The organism is Methylobacterium sp. ME121 (assembly GCF_000974725.1).
In the GTDB taxonomy this organism is placed as follows: domain Bacteria; phylum Pseudomonadota; class Alphaproteobacteria; order Rhizobiales; family Beijerinckiaceae; genus Methylobacterium; species Methylobacterium radiotolerans.
Genome location: NZ_BBUX01000002.1, coordinates 32,739 through 50,037, shown reverse-complemented (window position 1 = coordinate 50,037; position 17,299 = coordinate 32,739). Strand labels below are relative to the sequence as shown.

The following is a 17,299-nucleotide window of genomic DNA, read 5'->3' as shown; positions in this document are numbered from 1 at the left end:
AGGGGATGTCACCGGAAGCGGCAGGTCTCGGCTTGCAAATGATCTAAAAGTTTCTCAATCTCGGCTCAGTTGAGAATTTTCGATCGAGCCTGGCGCCGTGGCACTGCAACCGGGGGAAGCATCCGTCGCCCAGCGCATCGCGCAGGCGTACCCGTCCCTCAGCGCCGCCCATCGGCAGGTCGCCCGGTTCGTCCTCGATCACCCGCTCCGCGCCGCGACGCTCCCGGTGAACGAGCTGGCGGATCTCGTCGGCGTCTCCGTCGCGACCGCCAACCGGTTCGCCCGCGCCGTCGGCTACGCGGGCTACGCGAGATTCCGCGCGGCCCTCGTCCTCGGCTACGAGAAGGCGCTCGCCCCGGTCGAGAAGCTGCGCGGCGGCCGGGAGCAGCCCGCGACCGTGTCCGGCATCCTCGACGGGGCCCTGGCCGACATCGTCCGCAACATCGAGGCGACGCGGCGCGGGCTCGACAGCGAGACGTGCGGGCGCGCGGTCGAGGCGATCCGGCAGGCCCGGCGGGTCTACGTCGTGGGCCTGGGCAGCAGCAGCTGGCCGGCCGGCATCCTCGCGCGCAACCTCGACGTGAACCGCGAGGACGTGCACCTGCTGGCGACGCTGGAGGGACCGGGCTTCGCCGCGCGGACCCTGCGCCGGCTGACGGCCGACGACCTCGTCATCGCCCTCGCCACCCCGCGCTACTTCGCCGACACGGTGCGGCTGGCCGAGATCGCCCGGAAGCACGGCGCCGCGGTGCTGGCGCTGACCGACGGCCCGCACTCGCCCCTCGTGGCGACCGCCACCCTCGCGCTCTACGCCCAGACGGACTGCCACTACTTCGCGGCCTCGGATGCCAGCCTGACGGCCCTCGTCGAGGCCCTCGCGAGCGCCTTCGCCCACGCGACCGTGGATCTCGTCCCGGCCGCGACGCGGGTGACGGAAGCGGTGCTGCCCTGGCTCGACCGCGACTACGCCGCCTGGCCGCCGCAGGGCGGAGCCGACGACCTGCCCGACACCCCGCCTCCGGGAACCGTTCCATGAGCGACCACCGCCCCGTTCTCGTGATCCACGGCGGCGCCGGGACGATCGCGTCGGGCCAAGCCGATCCCGGCGAGGCGCGCTATCACGCGGCCCTCGCCGACATCCTGGCGGCCGGAGCGGCCTGCCTCGCCGCCGGCGGCAGCGCCCTCGACGCCGTGGGTGTCGCCGTCGACCTCCTCGAAGAGTGCCCGCTCTTCAACGCCGGCCACGGGGCCGTCTTCACCAGCGCCGAGACCCACGAGCTCGACGCCGCGATCATGGACGGCGCCACCCTGCGGGCCGGCGCCGTCGCGGGCGTCGCGCGGGTGCGCCGGCCCGGCCGCGCGGCCCGCGCGGTGATGGAGGCGGGCGAGCACGTCCTGATGGCCGGGGCCGGCGCCGAGGCCTTCGCGCGGCAGCACGGCCTGGAGATGGTCGAGCCGGACTTCTTCTCGACGGAGGCCCGCCGCGACCAGCTCCGCCGGGCCCGGGCCGCCGGACAGGTCGCCCTCGACCACGACGCGGCGTCGGGCCCCCTCGACGAGACCCGCAAGTTCGGCACGGTGGGTGCCGTCGCCCTCGACCGGGACGGCCATCTCGCCGCCCTGACCTCGACCGGCGGCATGACCAACAAGCGTCCCGGCCGGATCGGCGACTCGCCGCTGATCGGCGCGGGCACCTACGCGGACGACCGGACCGCCGCAATCTCCTGCACCGGCACGGGGGAAGCCTTCATCCGCGTCGCGGCGGCGCACGATGTCTGCGCGCGCATGGCCTACGGGGGCCAGGACCTCGCGGCGGCGGCTCGGGCGGTGGTCGAGGACGCTCTCCCGGCGGTCGGGGGCCGCGGCGGATTGATCGCCGTCGACGCGCACGGCCGGGTCGCGATGCCGTTCAACACCGAGGGCATGTATCGCGGTGTCGTCCGCCCCGGCGAGGTGCCAACCACCGCGATCTTCGGCGAATCCCGCCGCGTCCCGGCTCCCGCGCGCTGAGATCCGCCATGCCGACCATCGCAGCCGGAACCGGCTCTCCCACCGCGATGCCCGACGAGCGGGTCGTCTCCGTCAGCGGCCTCACCGTCCGCTTCGCGACCTCCGAGCGGGTCGTGGAGGCGGTCCGCGACCTGTCGTTCCACGTCGATGCCGGCGAGACCCTGGCGATCGTCGGCGAGTCCGGGTCGGGCAAGTCCGTGACCTCGCTGAGTCTGATGCGCCTCGTGGAGCACGGCGGCGGCCGGATCGCGGCCGGGCAGATGCTGTTCCGGCGCGGCTCGGGCGAGGTCCTCGACCTCGCCGCCGCCCCGAACGCCAAGATGCGGGCGATCCGCGGCGCCGAGATCGCGATGATCTTCCAGGAGCCGATGACCTCCCTGAACCCGGTCTTCACCGCCGGTGACCAGATCGCGGAATCGATCCGCGTCCATCAGGGAAAGAGCGCCTCCGCCGCCCGGGCCGAGGCCCTGCGGATGCTCGACCTCGTGCGCATCCCCGAGGCGCGCAGCGTCCTCACGCGCTACCCGCACCAGCTCTCCGGCGGCATGCGCCAGCGCGTGATGATCGCCATGGCCCTGTCCTGCAAGCCGCAACTGCTCATCGCCGACGAGCCGACCACGGCCCTCGACGTCACGATCCAGGCCCAGATCCTCGAACTGATCCGCAGCCTCCAGGCCGAGATGAAGATGGGCGTCGTCTTCATCACCCACGACATGGGGGTCGTGGCCGAGATCGCCGACCGCGTGCTGGTCATGTACCGCGGCGACAAGGTCGAGGAGGGGGCGGCGCCCGCGCTCTTCGCCGCGCCGCGCCATGCCTACACCCGGGCGCTGCTCGCGGCCGTGCCCCGGCTCGGCGCGATGGCGGGCAGCGACCTGCCGCGGAAGTTCGACCTGCTGCGGGCCGGGGCCCGGGAACAGACGGCAGGGCAGGGGGCGGCCGCCGCGGTCGACGCGCCCCACGACACAGTCCGCGCCGGCGCCGGTCCGATCCTGCGTGTGCGCGACCTCGTCACCCGGTTCGACATCCGCGGCGGCCTGCTCAACCGCGTGCGCCGCCGCGTCCACGCGGTGGAGCGGGTCAGCTTCGATCTCCATCCCGGCGAGACCCTGGCCCTCGTCGGCGAATCCGGTTGCGGCAAGTCCACGACGGGCCGCTCGCTCCTGCGCCTCGTGGAGAGCGAGAGCGGCCTGATCGAGTTCGACGGCGGCAACGTCCGCGACCTGCCCCCCGGGCAGCTCCGCGGCCTGCGGCGCAACATCCAGTTCATCTTCCAGGACCCGTACGCGTCCCTCGATCCCCGCCTGACCGTGGGCTTCTCGATCATGGAGCCGCTGCTGGTCCACGGGATCGCGACGCGCCGGGAGGCGGAGGCGCGGGTGGCGTGGCTGCTCGAGCGCGTCGGGCTGACGCCCGACCAGGCGCAGCGCTACCCGCACGAGTTCTCGGGCGGGCAGCGGCAGCGCATCGCCATCGCCCGGGCCCTCGCCCTGAACCCGAAGGTCATCGTCGCCGACGAGGCGGTCTCGGCGCTCGACGTGTCGATCCAGGCGCAGATCGTGAACCTGATGCTCGACCTCCAGCGGGAGTTCGGCCTCGCCTACCTGTTCATCAGCCACGACATGGCGGTGGTCGAGCGGATCAGCCACCGGGTCGCGGTGATGTATCTCGGCCAGATCGTCGAGATCGGCCCGCGCCGGGCGATCTTCGAGAACCCGCAGCACCCCTACACCCGCAAGCTGATGGCGGCGGTGCCGGTCGCCGACCCGGCCCGCCGGCACCTGCGCGCCCGCCGGCTCCTGACCGACGAGATCCCGAGCCCGGTCCGGGCCATCGGCGACGAGCCGCAGGTCGCGCCCCTCGTCGAGATCGGCCCCGGCCATCTCGTCGCCCGCCACACCGTCGGCGGCCTCGCCGCCTGACATTGCCTATCCCCGCCAGCAGGATCGTCCCATGCCCCGAGGTCTGACCATGTTCGAGCGCTTCCTCCTCGCCGCCGGCCTGCTCGCCGTGGCGGCCGCGCCCGCCGCCGCGGCGGGCGACCCGATCCTGGCGATCAGCGGCCAGCCCGAGACCCTCGACCCGTACAACACGAACACCACGCTCACGACCGCCGTCACCAAGTCGTTCTACGAGGGCCTCTTCGGCTTCGACAAGGACCTGAAGGTCCGCAACGTCCTGGCCGAGAGCTACGAGACCTCGCCCGACGGCCTAGTCTACACGTTCAAGCTGCGCGAGGGCGTCAAATTCCACGACGGCACGACGTTCGACGCCGCTGCGGTGAAGGCCAATCTCGACCGCGTCCTCGACCCGGAGAACCACCTCGCGCGGTACAACCAGTTCAACCGCATCAAGACGATCGAGGTGCTCTCGCCCACGAGCCTGCGCATCACCCTGAAGGAGCCCTTCGGGCCGTTCATCAACTCGCTGGCCCACGCCTCGGCGGCGATCATCTCGCCCATGGCCCTCAAGAAATACGGCAAGGACATCGCCTTCCACCCGGTCGGCACCGGGCCGTTCACCTTCGTCGACTGGAAGCAGACCGACTACGTCAAGGGCGCGAAGTTCGCCGATTACTGGCAGGCCGGCTTGCCCAAGGTCGACACCATCACGTGGAAGCCGGTGCCCGAGAACGGTACGCGCGCCGCCATGCTGCAGACCGGAGAGGCCGACTTCGCCTTCCCGCTGCCCTACGAGCAGGCCAAGATGCTCGAAGCCAGCAAGAAGCTGAAGATCGAGGTCCACGCCTCGATCATCGAGCGGTATCTCAGCATGAACGTGCTGCAGAAGCCGTTCGACGACCTGCGCGTCCGCCAGGCGATCAACTACGCGATCAACAAGGAGGCGTTGGCCAAGGTCGCCTTCGCGGGCTACGCCTTCCCCGCCCAGGGCATCGTCCCGCAGGGCGTGCGCTACGCCCACAAGATGGATCCCTGGCCCTACGACCCGGCCAAGGCGCGCCAGCTCCTGAAGGAGGCCGGCTACGCCAACGGCTTCGAGGCGACCCTCTGGAGCGCTTACACCACCACCACGGCCCAGAAGGCGATCCAGTTCCTCCAGCAGCAGCTCGGGCAGGTCGGCATCAAGGTCCAGACCCTGGCCCTGGAGCCCGGCCAGCGCACCGAGTGGGTGCAGACCGCTCCGGATCCGAAGACCGCCCGCGTCCGCCTCTACTATGCCGGCTGGTCGTCCTCGACCGGCGAGGCCGACTGGGGCCTGCGGCCGCTGCTGGCGACGGAGGCGTGGCCGCCGAAGCTCAACAACACCGCCTATTACAGCAACGCCGAGTTCGACGCCCTCCTCGCCAAGGCGCTGGTCTCAACGAACGACGCGGAGCGGGCCGAACTCTACGCCAAGGCCCAGGAGATTGTCATGAAGGACGCCCCCTGGGCGCCGCTGGTCACCGAGCAGAACCTCTACGCGACCTCCGCGCGGCTCTCCGGCGTGTACGTCATGCCCGATGGCAACATCGATTCCGGCGAAATCGCCGTCGCTCAGTAGCCGCCGATCGCGGACCCTGCGCCGGGCGGCCCGATCGATGGCCGGCCCGGCGCGGCGCTCCCGCGCGATCGCCTCACGGAAACCCCGGATCCCGGGCGCGAGCCTATGCTGACCTTCCTGCTCAAGCGGCTCCTCGGGCTGCTGCCGACGCTGCTGATCGTCTCGGTGCTGGTCTTCCTGTTCGTCCACCTGCTGCCCGGCGATCCTGCCCGGCTGGCGGCCGGGCAGGATGCCGACGCCCAGACGGTGGCGCTGGTGCGCACCGAACTCGGCCTCGACCGGTCCCTGCCGGAACAGTTCGTGCGCTACTTCGCCAACCTCGCCCGCGGCGATCTCGGCGTCTCGATCCGCACCCGCCGCCCGGTCTCGACCGAGATCGGCGAGCGCTTCCTGCCGACCCTTCTGCTCACGCTCACCAGCATGGCCTGGGCGGTCGCCTTCGGGCTGATCATCGGCATCGTCTCGGCGGTCTACCGCAACGAGTGGCCCGACCGGGTCGGGATGACGCTCGCCGTGTCCGGCATCTCGTTCCCCGCCTTCGCGCTGGGCATCCTCCTGATGCAGATCTTCTCGGTCGAGCTCGGCTGGCTGCCGACCGTCGGCGCCGACACGTGGCGGCACTACGTGCTGCCGTCGCTGACGCTGGGCGCGGCCGTGGCCGCCGTGATGGCCCGCTTCACCCGCGCGGCCTTCGTGGAGGTCATCGGCGAGGATTTCGTCCGCACCGCGCGCGCCAAGGGGCTCAAGGAGCGGGTCGTCATCGCCAAGCACTGCCTGCGCAACGCTCTGATCCCGGTCGTGACCATGATGGGCCTGCAGTTCGGCTTCCTGCTCGGCGGCTCGATCGTCGTGGAGGCGGTGTTCAACTGGCCCGGCATGGGCCGCCTGCTCGTCGATGCCGTGAACCAGCGCGACTACCCGGTGATCCAGGCCCTGGTCCTGCTGTTCTCCCTGGAGTTCATCCTGATCAACCTGGTCGTGGACGTGCTCTACGGCCTCATCAACCCGACCATCCGCTACAGGTGAGCCGGCCGTGACCGACATCCTCGTCCCCGCCGCCCCCACCGTCGCGCCCGTTCCCACCGGCATCCGGACGCCGTGGTCGGAATTCTGGCGCAAGTTCCGGCGCCAGCGCGTCGCCGTCGTTGCCCTGGGCTTCATCGGCCTGCTGGTCGTGGTCGCCGTGCTGGCCCCGTGGATCGTGCCCTACGACCCGGTCAACGACTTCGACTACGACCGGATCAACGAGGGCCCCTCGCTCGCGCACTGGCTCGGCGTCGATCCCCTCGGGCGCGACATCCTGAGCCGCATCGTCGAGGGGGCGCGGATCTCCCTCGCGACCGGCTTCCTGTCGGTCGCCGTCGGCGGCCTCGTCGGGACCGTGCTCGGTCTCCTCGCGGGCTATTACGGCGGCTGGTGGGACCGGATCGTCATGCGCATGTCCGACGTGCTGTTCGCCTTCCCGGGCATCCTCCTGGCGCTCGGCGTCGTCGCCATCCTGGGCTCCGGGCTCGTCAACGTCGTCGTGGCGGTCTCGGTCTTCAGCGTCCCGGCCTTCGCGCGCCTCGTGCGCGGCACGACCCTGGTCCTGAAGAACAGCACCTACATCGAGGCCGCGCGGAGCATCGGCGCCCCCGACCGGACGATCCTCCTGCGCCACATCCTGCCGGGCACGATCTCGGGCATCGTGGTCTACTTCACCATGCGGCTGGGCACCTCGATCATCACGGCCGCGAGCCTGTCGTTCCTCGGCATGGGCGCGCAGCCGCCGACGCCCGAGTGGGGCGCCATGCTGAACGAGGCGCGCGCCGACATGGTCTCGGCGCCGCACGTCGCGCTGTTCCCGAGCCTCGCGATCTTCTTCACGGTGCTGGCCTTCAACCTCCTCGGGGACGGGCTCCGGGACGCCCTCGACCCGAAGATCGACCGCCTGTGATGCAGGCCGCTCCCGCGCGCCCCGCGCCCCGCGTCGGCCGCCTGCCGCGGGGCCCGCGCGACGCCATCACCGACGTCCCGGGCGTGACGGTCGGCCATTGCACGCTGGCCGAGGGCGACGTGCAGACGGGGGTGACGGTCGTGCGCCCGCACGGCGGCGATCCCTACCGCGACCGCGTTCCGGCGGCCGGCGTCGTGCTCAACGGCTTCGGCAAGTCCGTCGGCCTGATGCAGGTCGAGGAACTCGGCGTGCTGGAGACGCCGATCGCCCTGACCAACACCGTCTCGGTGCCGGCGGTGGCCGCCGCCCAGATCTGCGCCGCGATCGCCGACAATCCGGAGATCGGGCGCGCGCTGCCGACGCTCAACCCGCTCGTCTTCGAGTGCAACGACGGCTACCTCAACGACATCCAGCGCATGGCGGTGGCGGCGTGCCACTACCGCGACGCCCTCGACGCGGCCGGTTCCGCCGTCGCGGAAGGGTCGGTCGGAGCCGGGCGCGGCATGTCGACCTTCGGCCTCAAGGGCGGCATCGGCACCGCCTCCCGCCGTGTCCGCACGCGCGCGCGCGGCCGGTTCACGCTGGGCACCCTCGTCCTGTCCAATTTCGGCAAGCCGTCGCAGATCCGGGTGTGCGGCACGCCGCTCGCCGCCCACCTCCGGGCGGCCGCCGGGGAACCGGAATCCGGCGTGGAGCCGCCGGAGAAGGGCTCGATCATCATGATCGTCGCCACCGACGCGCCCCTCGACGCGCGCCAGCTCCGCCGCCTCGCCCTGCGGGCCGGGGCCGGCCTCGCCCGCACCGGCTCGGTGTTCGGCCACGGCAGCGGCGACATCGCGCTGGCCTTCACGACCGCCTACACGGTGCCGCAGGATCCCGACCGCCCGATGCCGGCGCCCACCCTGCTGCACGACGCGGAGCTCGATCCATTGTTCGAGGCCGCCGCGGACGGGGTCGAGCAGGCGATCATCCACGCCCTCTGGCGGGCCCAGGCGGTGACGGGCCGCGACGGCCACCGGCGGGACGCGCTGACGGATCTCCTGCCCGGCTGGGCCGAAATTCTCGGAGCCTGAGCGATGCGCGTCCTGATCTCGACGGATATCGAGGGTGTCGCCGGGATCTATCACCGCGTCCAGACGACGCCGGGGAATCCCGAGTACGAGCGCGCGCGGGTGCTGATGACGCGGGAGGCCAATGCCGCCGTCGCGGGCGCCTTCGACGGCGGCGCGCGGGCGGTGCTGGTCAACGACTCGCACGGCGACTTCCGCAACATGCCCCCGGACCTCCTCGACCCCAGGGCGCAGGCCGTGCAGGGCAAGCCGCGGCCCCTCGGGATGATGGCCGGGATCGATCAGGACATCGATGCGGTCTGCCTCGTCGGCTACCACGCGCGGGCGAGCGGCCGGGGCATCCTGGCTCACACGGTTAACAGCTTCGCCTTCGCGCGGATCGCGATCAACGGCCAGGAACTCGGCGAGGCCGGCCTCTACGGCGCGCTGGCCGGCGCCTACGGCGTGCCTGTGGCGATGGCGAGCGGCGACGACGTGTTCGTCGCGGAGAACCGCGCGCTGCTCCCGGGTACGCGCTTCGTCGAGACCAAGCGCGCGACGGGGCAGAACAGCGGCATCAGCCTCTCGCCGGCGCAGAGCTGCGCGGCGATCGGCGAGGCCGTCGCAGCGGCCCTCCGGGAGTCGAGCGCGCGGCCCTTCCGCCTCGAGGGTCCGCTGGAGGTCCGCGTGCGCGCGCAGACACCGGCCCTGGCGGACCTGTTCTGCCTGTGGCCGAGCCTCCGGCGGGGGGAGGGCAGCGAGGTCGTGTTCGCGGCGGCGCACGTCGCGGAGGCGGTCCAGGTGATCAACGCCCTCTCGGCGATGTCGAGCGCGCTGCGCTGAGCCCTCGCGGCCGGCGCGACGGCGACGATCCGCACGGCGTCGCCCGAGAGGCGGCGGCATGCGCGCCTTGCGGTCTTCCGGCCGAAGGCCCAGAACCGCACGGTCCTTGCTTCCCCATGCTGGCGCCACGGGAGTTCGTCGCTTGGTCCGGACCGTCTGCCCGCACGATTGTCCCTCTGCCTGCAGCCTCGACGTGCAGGTCGCGGACGGGCGCGTCGTGTCGGTCCGGGGCGGCGACAATCCCTACACGGCCGGGGTGATCTGCGCGAAGGTCAGCCGCTACGGCGAGCGCGTCCACCACCCGGACCGGATCCTCCACCCGCTGGAGCGCGTCGGGCCGAAGGGCGGCGGGGCGTGGCGCCGGATCTCCTGGGACGCGGCGCTCGACCGGCTGGCGGCGGCCTTCTCGGAGACGGCGGACCGTTGGGGGGCGGAGGCGGTCTGGCCGTACAATTCGGGCGGGACCATGGGCCTCGTCCAGCGCGACGGTATCCACCGGCTCACCCACGTGATGGGCTACTCGCGGCGCAAGCGCACCATCTGCACGGCGGTCGCGATCGCGGGCTGGAGCGCCGGGGTCGGCCGGATCGCCGGCCCGGATCCCCGCGAGATGGCGCTCTCCGACCTGATCGTTGTCTGGGGCGGCAACCCGGTGAGCACCCAGGTCAACGCGATGACCCACATCAGCCGCGCCCGCAAGACGCGGGGCGCCAAGCTGGTGGTGATCGATCCGTACCGCACCGGGACCGCGGCGGCGGCCGACCTCCACCTCGCGCTCCGGCCCGGCACCGACGGGGCGCTCGCCTGCGCGGTGCTCCACGTCCTGTTCCGCGACGGCCACGCGGACCGGGCCTACCTCGCCGCCCAGGCTGAGGACACGGCGGCGCTGGAGGCGCATCTGGCGTCGCGCACCCCCGAATGGGCGGCGGCGATCACCGGCCTGGAGCCCGCCGCGATCGAGGCCTTCGCGGCCCTCTACGGGCGCACGCCGCGCAGCTACATCCGCTGCGGCTTCGGCTTCACCCGCAGCCGCAACGGCGCGGTGAACCTGCACGCGGTGACCTGCCTGCCGACCGTCACCGGCGCCTGGCAGCACGAGGGCGGCGGCGCCCTCTGGCAGCACGCCGCGATCTTCAACTGGGACAAGACCCTGACGGAGGGGCTCGACGCCAGGGCGCCCGGCGTGCGCGAGCTCGACATGAGCCGGATCGGCGCCGTGCTCACCGACGATCCCGACGCCCTGCTGGGCGGCCCGCCGGTCCGCGCCATGCTGATCCAGTCGGCCAATCCCGCGGTCTCCGCGCCCGACAGCGCCCGGGTGCGCGCGGGGCTGACGCGGCCGGACGTGTTCGTGGCCGTGCACGAGCAGTTCATGACCGAGACGGCCGCGCTCGCCGACCTCGTGCTGCCGGCCACCACCTTCCTGGAACACGACGACATCTACGGCGCCGGCGGCCACAGCCACATCCAGGCCGGGCCGGCGATCCTGGAGCCGCCGGGCGAGTGCCGCTCGAACCACGCGCTCCTGTCGGGGCTCGCCGCCCGGCTCGGCGCGGACCACGCGGGCTTCCGCCTGACCGCCCGGGACCTCGCCGACGCCACCCTCGCGCGCTCCGGCTGGGGCGGTCTCGACAGACTGGAGGCGGAGGGCTGGATCGACGCGCAGCCGGATTTCGCCGAGAGCCACTTCCTGACCGGGTTCGGCCATCCCGACGGGCGCTTCCGCTTCGCCCCCGACTGGGCGGCGCTGGGTCCGCGCGCGGCCGGCATGCCGGCCCTCCCGGATCACTGGCCGGAGGCCGAGCCCGCCGACGCGGAGCACCCGTTCCGGATGATCGCCCCGCCGGCCCGTCAGTTCCTCAACGCGACCTTCACCAACGTGCCCGAGTCGCTCCGCCGCGAGGGGCGGCCGACCTGCCTGATCCACCCGGCGGACGGCGTGCGGCTCGGGATCGGTACGGGCGACGCCGTCGAGGTCGGCAATGCCCGCGGTCGGGTCCGGTTGCACGCGCGGCTCGCCGAGGGGCAGCAGCCGGGCGTCGTGGTGGTCGAGAGCCTGTGGCCGAGCGCGGCCTTCGCGGGCGGGGACGGGGGCATCAACACGCTGATCGGGTCGGCGCCGGCCGCGCCCAACGACGGTGCCGCCTTCCACGACACTGCGGTCTGGGTTCGAGCGGCCTGAGCCGGGCGTTCGGGCCGTCGAAACTCACGCTCCTTTTCCGGTGCCCCCCTCGCAGAAGCCGGGGACGGACAATCGACAGCAATCCGTTGCCCGGAATCCCGGTCAGGCGCACGGCCGGTCGGGGTCGACGGGGTCGGGCGGCGCTCTCCCGCGCCCGCGCTTTCCCGCCCGCGGGCGGTGATCGTGACCGCGGGCCGGGCTAAGGCTCGGCCCTCGTCGACCCCGCCCCGCAGATGCCCTGGAGCGCGGTCCACGCGGCGCCCGACAGGATCTGCCGTTCGGGCGCCGCGGGTCCCGCCTGGGCGCGGATCGCGGCCGCGCGCTCGCGCGTGAAGGGATGGCTGCGCAGCAGGTCCAGCACGTCGCTCTTGCCGTCGTGCTTGTCCTTGGCGATGCGCTCGAGGATGTCGGCGAGCGCCGCGCCGTTGCCGCCCGCGCGCGTCATCAGGTCGACCGCGTAGGCATCCGCCGCCCGCTCGGCGTCGCGGCTGTAGCCGGCCGAGAGCACCGCGTCGCCCAGCGCGATGATGATGGTCGAGCCGGTCAGATCCCCGAGGACGAGGCTCAGGAGGAACGAGGTGCCCGATGCCCGGATGAGGGAGCGGGTCGGATCGCGTCTGCGGACATGGCCGAGCTCGTGCGCCAGAACCGCCGCGGCCTCGTCGGCCGATCGCGCCCGCGCGATGAGGCTCGAGAGCACGATCACGCGGGCGCCCGGCAGGGCGAAGGCGTTGGCCATCCCGTGCCGGCGCACGCTCACGGCGAGAGCCGGCGGCAGTGAGCCCTCAGCCTGCCCGGCCGCGACGAGGCGACCGACGAGCTTGTCGAGGGCCTCGCGCCCGGCGGGCTCCGCACAGGCCGGCGGGTCGCCGAGGAAGCGCAGGACTTGCGGCTCCGCCACCGCCCCGAGCCGCGACTCGGCCGCGTCCGGCACGAGCGGGGCGAGCAGGCCGGCGATCTGCGGGACGCCGAAGACCGCCACGAGCAGGACCGAGAGACCCGCCGCCAGAGACCAGAGCACGAGCCGCACCGTGCCGCCCGAACCCTCCCGAAGGTGCAGGTCCGGGCAGCGCGCGGCGAGCGCCGCGGCGAGCGTCGCGTCCGAGAATTCCACGCGGGCCGGCTCGTCGGCCGGACCGATCCGCATCAGCGGCGGCACCGAGACGGCGGCGCGCAGGTCCAGCAGGTTCCAGTCCCGGGCGACGTCCGGCCCGGAGACGCGGAAGCGGTCGTCGAGGCGCAGGGTGACGGGATGAGCCCGCGCGCTGACGCCGTCGAAGTAGCGGCCTTCGACCTCGATCGGCGCCCCGGCGGTCGCTTCGGAAGGGCTGATCAAGTCTCAGAAGCCGATCTGGAGGGCGCCCCCGACGTCGAGCGCGTCGGCGAGACCCTCCTGCAGGCCGCTGCCGGCGCCGCGGGACGAGGCGAGGACACTGTCCAGGGCTCGGGGATCCACGACCGTCGTGCTCGTCGCCACCGCCGCCCACAACCGGGCCTGCACCACGCGCACGTACAGCACCGCGAAGAGCGGCGCGCCGACGAGGTAGATGAGGACGACGAGCCCGTGGAGCATCCCGAGATCGCCCGCCGCCCGCGCGGCGAAGATCAGCAGCGCGGCGACAAGGCCCAGCACGACGAGGAAGCCCAGAAGCGACAGCATGTAGACGATGTAGGGCCAGTAGAACTGGCGCGCCTTGAGGCTCGAGGCGAGGCGGGCGTGACCGAGGCCGGCGGCGGCCATGAAGGCCCGCGTCTCCCGGGCGCGGTAATAGGGGATCAGAAGCAGCGCCGCGGGCACGCAGATCGCGGCCGCGAAGCCCATCGTCCGGAGGAGGACGCCGATATGCGAGGCCGCGTAAGCGGGATTGAGGATCGTCTCGCCGGCCCTGCCGCCGGGCTTCGGCACCAGCAGGTCGCTGGGCAGCGAGAAATCCGCCGCCGCCAGGAGGGCGATGCCGAGCCCGATCAGCGGCCCGAGCCCGACCACGTAGAGCAGAAGCCAGGGGCCGAGCACGCTGCGTCCACGCGCCGTCGAGTGCATCCGGCTGGTGCCGACCAGGGTGTGACCGATGCGGTAGCGCTCCAGGCTCGCCCGCATGAACGGGACGGCCAGGCCGACGGTGACGAGCGTGAGCAGCCACCAAGCGCCCGCGCGCGCCGCGTAGGCGAGCCCGGAGCCGTCCTGTCCGAGGCGTATGCCGCGCCACAGGGTCCGCATCGCCCGGTAGCGGCGTCCGCGGTAGATCGCGAACTGGCCCAGGAGGAACAGGAACACGAAGGAAATCACCACCGAGAACGGGGCGAGCGCGGGCGCGACGAGCGAGACCGCGAACAGCGCGACGTAGATCGGCACCAGGATCGCGAGCGCGACGAGGAAGCCCAGAAACAGTTCCTTGCCGGTTCCGGTGTACTCGGCGGGCGAGCCGTCGAGCGCGGTGCGCTCCCAGAAGAAGCGGCGCAGATTGGTGACGTACCAGAACCGGTAGATGCCGAAGGTCACCACCGAGAGCAGAAAGCCCTTCAACGCGAGCCACGTGAGTCCCTCGACCCGCGGATCGAAGGTTACGGCGGCCACGCGCGTGGCCGGAGCGCTGCTCCGCGCGTCGAACTCGGTGCCGGTTGCGGAATCCATGGATTCGTCGATCGTCCCGTCGCATTTCGCGGCGGGACACTACGAAGTGAGACCCGCGGTGACCAGTTCCGCGCGGACGCAATTCAATTCCGTCCCCGCAATGTCGTGCGGCGACCGCACGAGACCTGCGGCGTCGTCAACGAGCGACTTCCGGGTTCGAGGCGGTCATCGCAGGCTATCGCGGCCGAGCCGGCCCGGTGAGGGAGGCGTCGCGCTCGGCCGGAGCGGCTCGACGGCGGCGCAGAACCGGCGCGACCGCCACGGCCTGAGCGCCGTCAGCCCAGGACAGCGAGGGCCGCGGCCAGATCGGCGACGAGATCGTCCGGGTGCTCGATCCCGATCGACACCCGGATCGTCGCGTCCGTGATCCCGAGCCGGTCGCGCACCGCCTTCGGCACGCCGGAATGGGTCGTGGAGGCCGGGTGGCTGGCGAGCGACTCCGTCCCGCCGAGGCTGACGGCGAGCTTGAACAACTGGAGGTGGTTGAGGACCTGGAACGCCTCGGCCTCGCCGCCGACGATGTCGAACGAGAATGTCGAGCCCGGTGCCGCGCACTGCCTGGCGTAGACCTGCGCCTGATGCGATCCGGGCTCGAGATGCGCGAGATGGTGAAGGCGCGCCACCTTCGGGTGCTCCGCCAGCATCCGGCCGACGATCTCGCCGTTGCGGTTCGCGGCGCTCATGCGCAGCGACAGGGTCTCGAGCGAGCGCCCGAGCATCCAGCAGGAATGCGGGTCGAGACCGGTCCCGATCGCCGAGCGCAGCAGCCGCACCGGCTTCATCCGCGCCGCCGAGCCGAGGGCGGCGCCGGCGATCAGGTCCGAGTGGCCGCCGACATACTTGGTCAGGGAGTAGACCGAGATGTCGGCGCCTTCGCGCAGCGGGTGCTGGAAGAGGGGCCCGAGCAGGGTGTTGTCGCAGACCACCATCGGCGCCGCGCCGCCCTGCCGGGCACCGATCTCCTCGGCGACCGCGCGGACAAGGCTGAGGTCGACGAGGGTGTTGAGCGGGTTCGAGGGGGTCTCGACCATGACGACGCTGACCCGTCCCGCGTCGGCCGCCCGGTGGGCCGCGGCGCGCACGCTCGCCGGGTCGGTCCCGTCCGAGAACCCGAACGGCGCGATGCCGAACCCGGCCAGGGTCTTGGCGATCAGCGTCTCGGTGCCGCCGTAGAGGGGCTGCGAGTGCAGGATCGCGTCGCCGGGCCGGGCGAACGCCAGGATCGTGGTGGCGATCGCCGACATGCCGGAGGAGAAGACCAGCGCCGCCTCGGCTTCCTCGAAGACGGCCAGCCGATCCTCGACGATCTCGCTGTTCGGATGATTGAAGCGCGAGTAGACCAGCCCCGCCGCCTCGCCGACCGGCGGTTCGCGCCGCCCGGAGACGTAGTCGAAGAAGGCTTTGCCGTGCTCGGCGGAGGTGAAGACGAACGTCGATGTCAGGAAGACCGGCGGCTTCACCGCACCCTCGGACAGGGCCGGATCGTAGCCGTAGCCGAGCATCAGCGTCTCGGGATGGAGCGGGCGGTTGCCGAGTTCCTTCTTGTGGTAGCGGTCGTCCGACATGCTGACCTCGCTCCGACAGGACGCCAGCGCGGAGCTGGACAGCCCGGATGCGCTCCGGGTGCGGGAGCACGGCACAGCCGTGCCGATCTTCCCGTACGGGCGCAGGGGCAGTTTAATGCGTGCCCGCGAGCTCGATCAATCTCGACTCCGGTCTTGAGCCGATCTGGAAACGTTCCGACCGATTGCTTGGTCTGCAGAGTGATATTAAATTTCACGATGATTTACATTCAAAGTGTTCGGCACACGTTCCGGAGCACGGACCGGTTCTCGACCGCGTCGCGGAGTTCGTTCCGATAGGCTGCCGGGCCGAGATACTGCCCGAGGGGCAGGTCGGGCGCCTCCTGAATCGCCCGCGCCTGGATGCCGTGCCGTCGACACCCGCTTCGGCGAGGATCCCGCTAACGTCCCGGCAAGCGTCGAGCTCGCGGCGGTCCGGGCCTCGCCGCGCGCTCCATGAGTTCGCGACCGCGGCTCATCGCAGCCTTTCACGACCTTCGATAGCGACCCGCTGACCCCCTATCGCGCTTCAGCCCCGTCCTTTCACCCGCGGTCACGTTGTCGCTGCCCGATCAGGTATGATCCAAGTGATGGAATTTTACCGCGAGAGACGCGAGCATGTGATCTTTCCGTGCGGCAGAAGACCATGTTTTTCGACCAAAAGGCGCTGATAGGTCGCCATATTCTAGTCGTGGAAGATGATTATTTTGCCGCAGCACACGTCAAAGACTGCCTGCGCACACATGGTGCAACCATCGAGGGGCCCTGGTCGAACGTCGAACATGCCATGTCATCGCTCGATCGGAGTATCGATCGCATCGATTCGGCCGTTCTCGACATCGACCTTCAGGACGGGAAGAGAAGCTATCCAATCGCCAAACGCCTCGATTGGGCCGGAATACCTTATATATTCGCGAGCGCCCATCCGCTATCGCAGATCCCGGAAGAATATCGAGACTGCCTCAACATCGGAAAGCCCCATTCAGATCACAGGCTGATCTGCGGCCTCAGCCAGCTTCTAGAGGGCACCTTCGAGAGCAAGCTCTATCGGGCGCTGACAAGGCTGGGGGCGGTGAGCCGACATATCCAAGCAGGAGAGCGGCGCGTCGCTCAACAGCGAGAGCGGGTTGCTCGATTCCGAGGCATGCGGCACAGCCTCAATCTTGCCGAAGAATTGCTGGAGGAGCTGTTGAATAGTCTTTCCGCCCTGGAAGACACCCGTGCGAAATTTCTTGACGAACTTCGCCTGATACAAGCTGGTGCGCTTTGATCCCGGGCGGGTAGCGTCGAATTCTACCTAGCGCGAGGAGCAGGCGTGACGCTGCTCGTGGCGTCGCCTTCAGGATTCGGGGAATTCACGTCGTCGTCGCTGAGCTCGGAACAATTGATGGACGGCGGAGGGTCGGGGCGACGAACGAGATGCTCCGTCTGATCCAGCAACGTCCGTGAGCGTCGGATCGCCTGCAACGAGGTCTCCAGGAGCCACTGATCGTATCCAGCCGACAGTCGAGCTTTGGGGGACGAGTTTGCCAAGAGGCTGCTCCGCGTCATGCAGGCGGGAGCACACGTATCTCTCAGCCACCA

Annotated in this window: 13 protein-coding genes; 10 read left to right on the top strand and 3 right to left on the bottom strand. The window is 71.2% G+C overall.

All coding sequences use genetic code 11. The features are described 5' to 3' along the window. Nucleotides 1-97 precede the first annotated feature (97 nt). The 9 genes from ME121_RS02675 (at nt 98) to ME121_RS02635 (ending at nt 11,521) form a co-directional block, all read left to right on the top strand. Nucleotides 98-1,036, top strand: a complete 939-nt coding sequence (locus ME121_RS02675; protein ID WP_053621031.1) for a MurR/RpiR family transcriptional regulator — start codon at nt 98-100, stop codon at nt 1,034-1,036. Beyond that, nucleotides 1,033-2,010, top strand: a complete 978-nt coding sequence (locus tag ME121_RS02670) for an isoaspartyl peptidase/L-asparaginase family protein (protein WP_053621032.1) — start codon at nt 1,033-1,035, stop codon at nt 2,008-2,010. Before ME121_RS02675 ends, ME121_RS02670 begins: the two co-directional genes overlap by 4 nt. A gap of 8 nt (nt 2,011-2,018) precedes the next feature. Further along, the gene (locus ME121_RS02665) at nt 2,019-3,932 is read left to right on the top strand and encodes a dipeptide ABC transporter ATP-binding protein (protein WP_059408308.1); all 1,914 of its coding nucleotides are present in this window, start codon (nt 2,019-2,021) and stop codon (nt 3,930-3,932) included. Between the two features lie 31 nt (nt 3,933-3,963). Continuing rightward, nucleotides 3,964-5,511 carry a glutathione ABC transporter substrate-binding protein GsiB gene (gene gsiB, locus ME121_RS02660; protein ID WP_245337769.1) on the top strand — a complete coding sequence of 516 codons (1,548 nt, stop codon included), beginning with the start codon at nt 3,964-3,966 and terminating at the stop codon, nt 5,509-5,511. Nucleotides 5,512-5,616: 105 nt separating this feature from the next. Beyond that, complete coding sequence (gsiC, locus tag ME121_RS02655; RefSeq protein WP_058608377.1) at nt 5,617-6,537, top strand: glutathione ABC transporter permease GsiC; 921 nt, start codon at nt 5,617-5,619, stop codon at nt 6,535-6,537. A 7-nt stretch (nt 6,538-6,544) separates the two neighbouring features. Beyond that, a complete protein-coding gene (gene gsiD, locus ME121_RS02650) occupies nt 6,545-7,447 on the top strand; it encodes a glutathione ABC transporter permease GsiD (RefSeq protein ID WP_012320185.1) in 903 nt (300 codons plus the stop codon). Then, the gene (locus ME121_RS02645) at nt 7,447-8,520 is read left to right on the top strand and encodes a DmpA family aminopeptidase (protein ID WP_059408306.1); all 1,074 of its coding nucleotides are present in this window, start codon (nt 7,447-7,449) and stop codon (nt 8,518-8,520) included. The genes gsiD and ME121_RS02645 overlap by 1 nt, the downstream gene beginning before the upstream one ends. 3 nt (nt 8,521-8,523) lie before the next feature. After that, nucleotides 8,524-9,339, top strand: coding sequence for a M55 family metallopeptidase (locus ME121_RS02640; RefSeq protein ID WP_024829436.1), 816 nt, complete (start codon nt 8,524-8,526; stop codon nt 9,337-9,339). Nucleotides 9,340-9,481: 142 nt separating this feature from the next. Beyond that, complete coding sequence (locus tag ME121_RS02635; RefSeq protein WP_059408305.1) at nt 9,482-11,521, top strand: molybdopterin-containing oxidoreductase family protein; 2,040 nt, start codon at nt 9,482-9,484, stop codon at nt 11,519-11,521. Between the two features lie 199 nt (nt 11,522-11,720). Here ME121_RS02635 and ME121_RS02630 read toward each other — a convergent pair whose 3' ends face one another. The 3 genes from ME121_RS02630 to ME121_RS02620 all read right to left on the bottom strand — a co-directional run bounded on the left by ME121_RS02630 (nt 11,721) and on the right by ME121_RS02620 (nt 15,718). Next, the gene (locus ME121_RS02630; protein WP_059408304.1) at nt 11,721-12,857 is read right to left on the bottom strand and encodes a M48 family metallopeptidase; all 1,137 of its coding nucleotides are present in this window, start codon (nt 12,855-12,857) and stop codon (nt 11,721-11,723) included. Nucleotides 12,858-12,860: 3 nt separating this feature from the next. Next, on the bottom strand, nt 12,861-14,153 hold the full coding sequence (locus tag ME121_RS02625; protein WP_059408303.1) for a YjgN family protein: 1,293 nt from the start codon (nt 14,151-14,153) through the stop codon (nt 12,861-12,863). Nucleotides 14,154-14,428: 275 nt separating this feature from the next. Continuing rightward, nucleotides 14,429-15,718, bottom strand: a complete 1,290-nt coding sequence (locus ME121_RS02620; protein ID WP_012320179.1) for a cystathionine gamma-synthase family protein — start codon at nt 15,716-15,718, stop codon at nt 14,429-14,431. Between the two features lie 628 nt (nt 15,719-16,346). Here ME121_RS02620 and ME121_RS33165 point away from each other — a divergent pair. Further along, nucleotides 16,347-16,985: a response regulator gene (locus ME121_RS33165; protein ID WP_139342574.1), complete on the top strand. Its 639-nt coding sequence runs from the start codon at nt 16,347-16,349 to the stop codon at nt 16,983-16,985. Nucleotides 16,986-17,299: the final 314 nt, after the last annotated feature.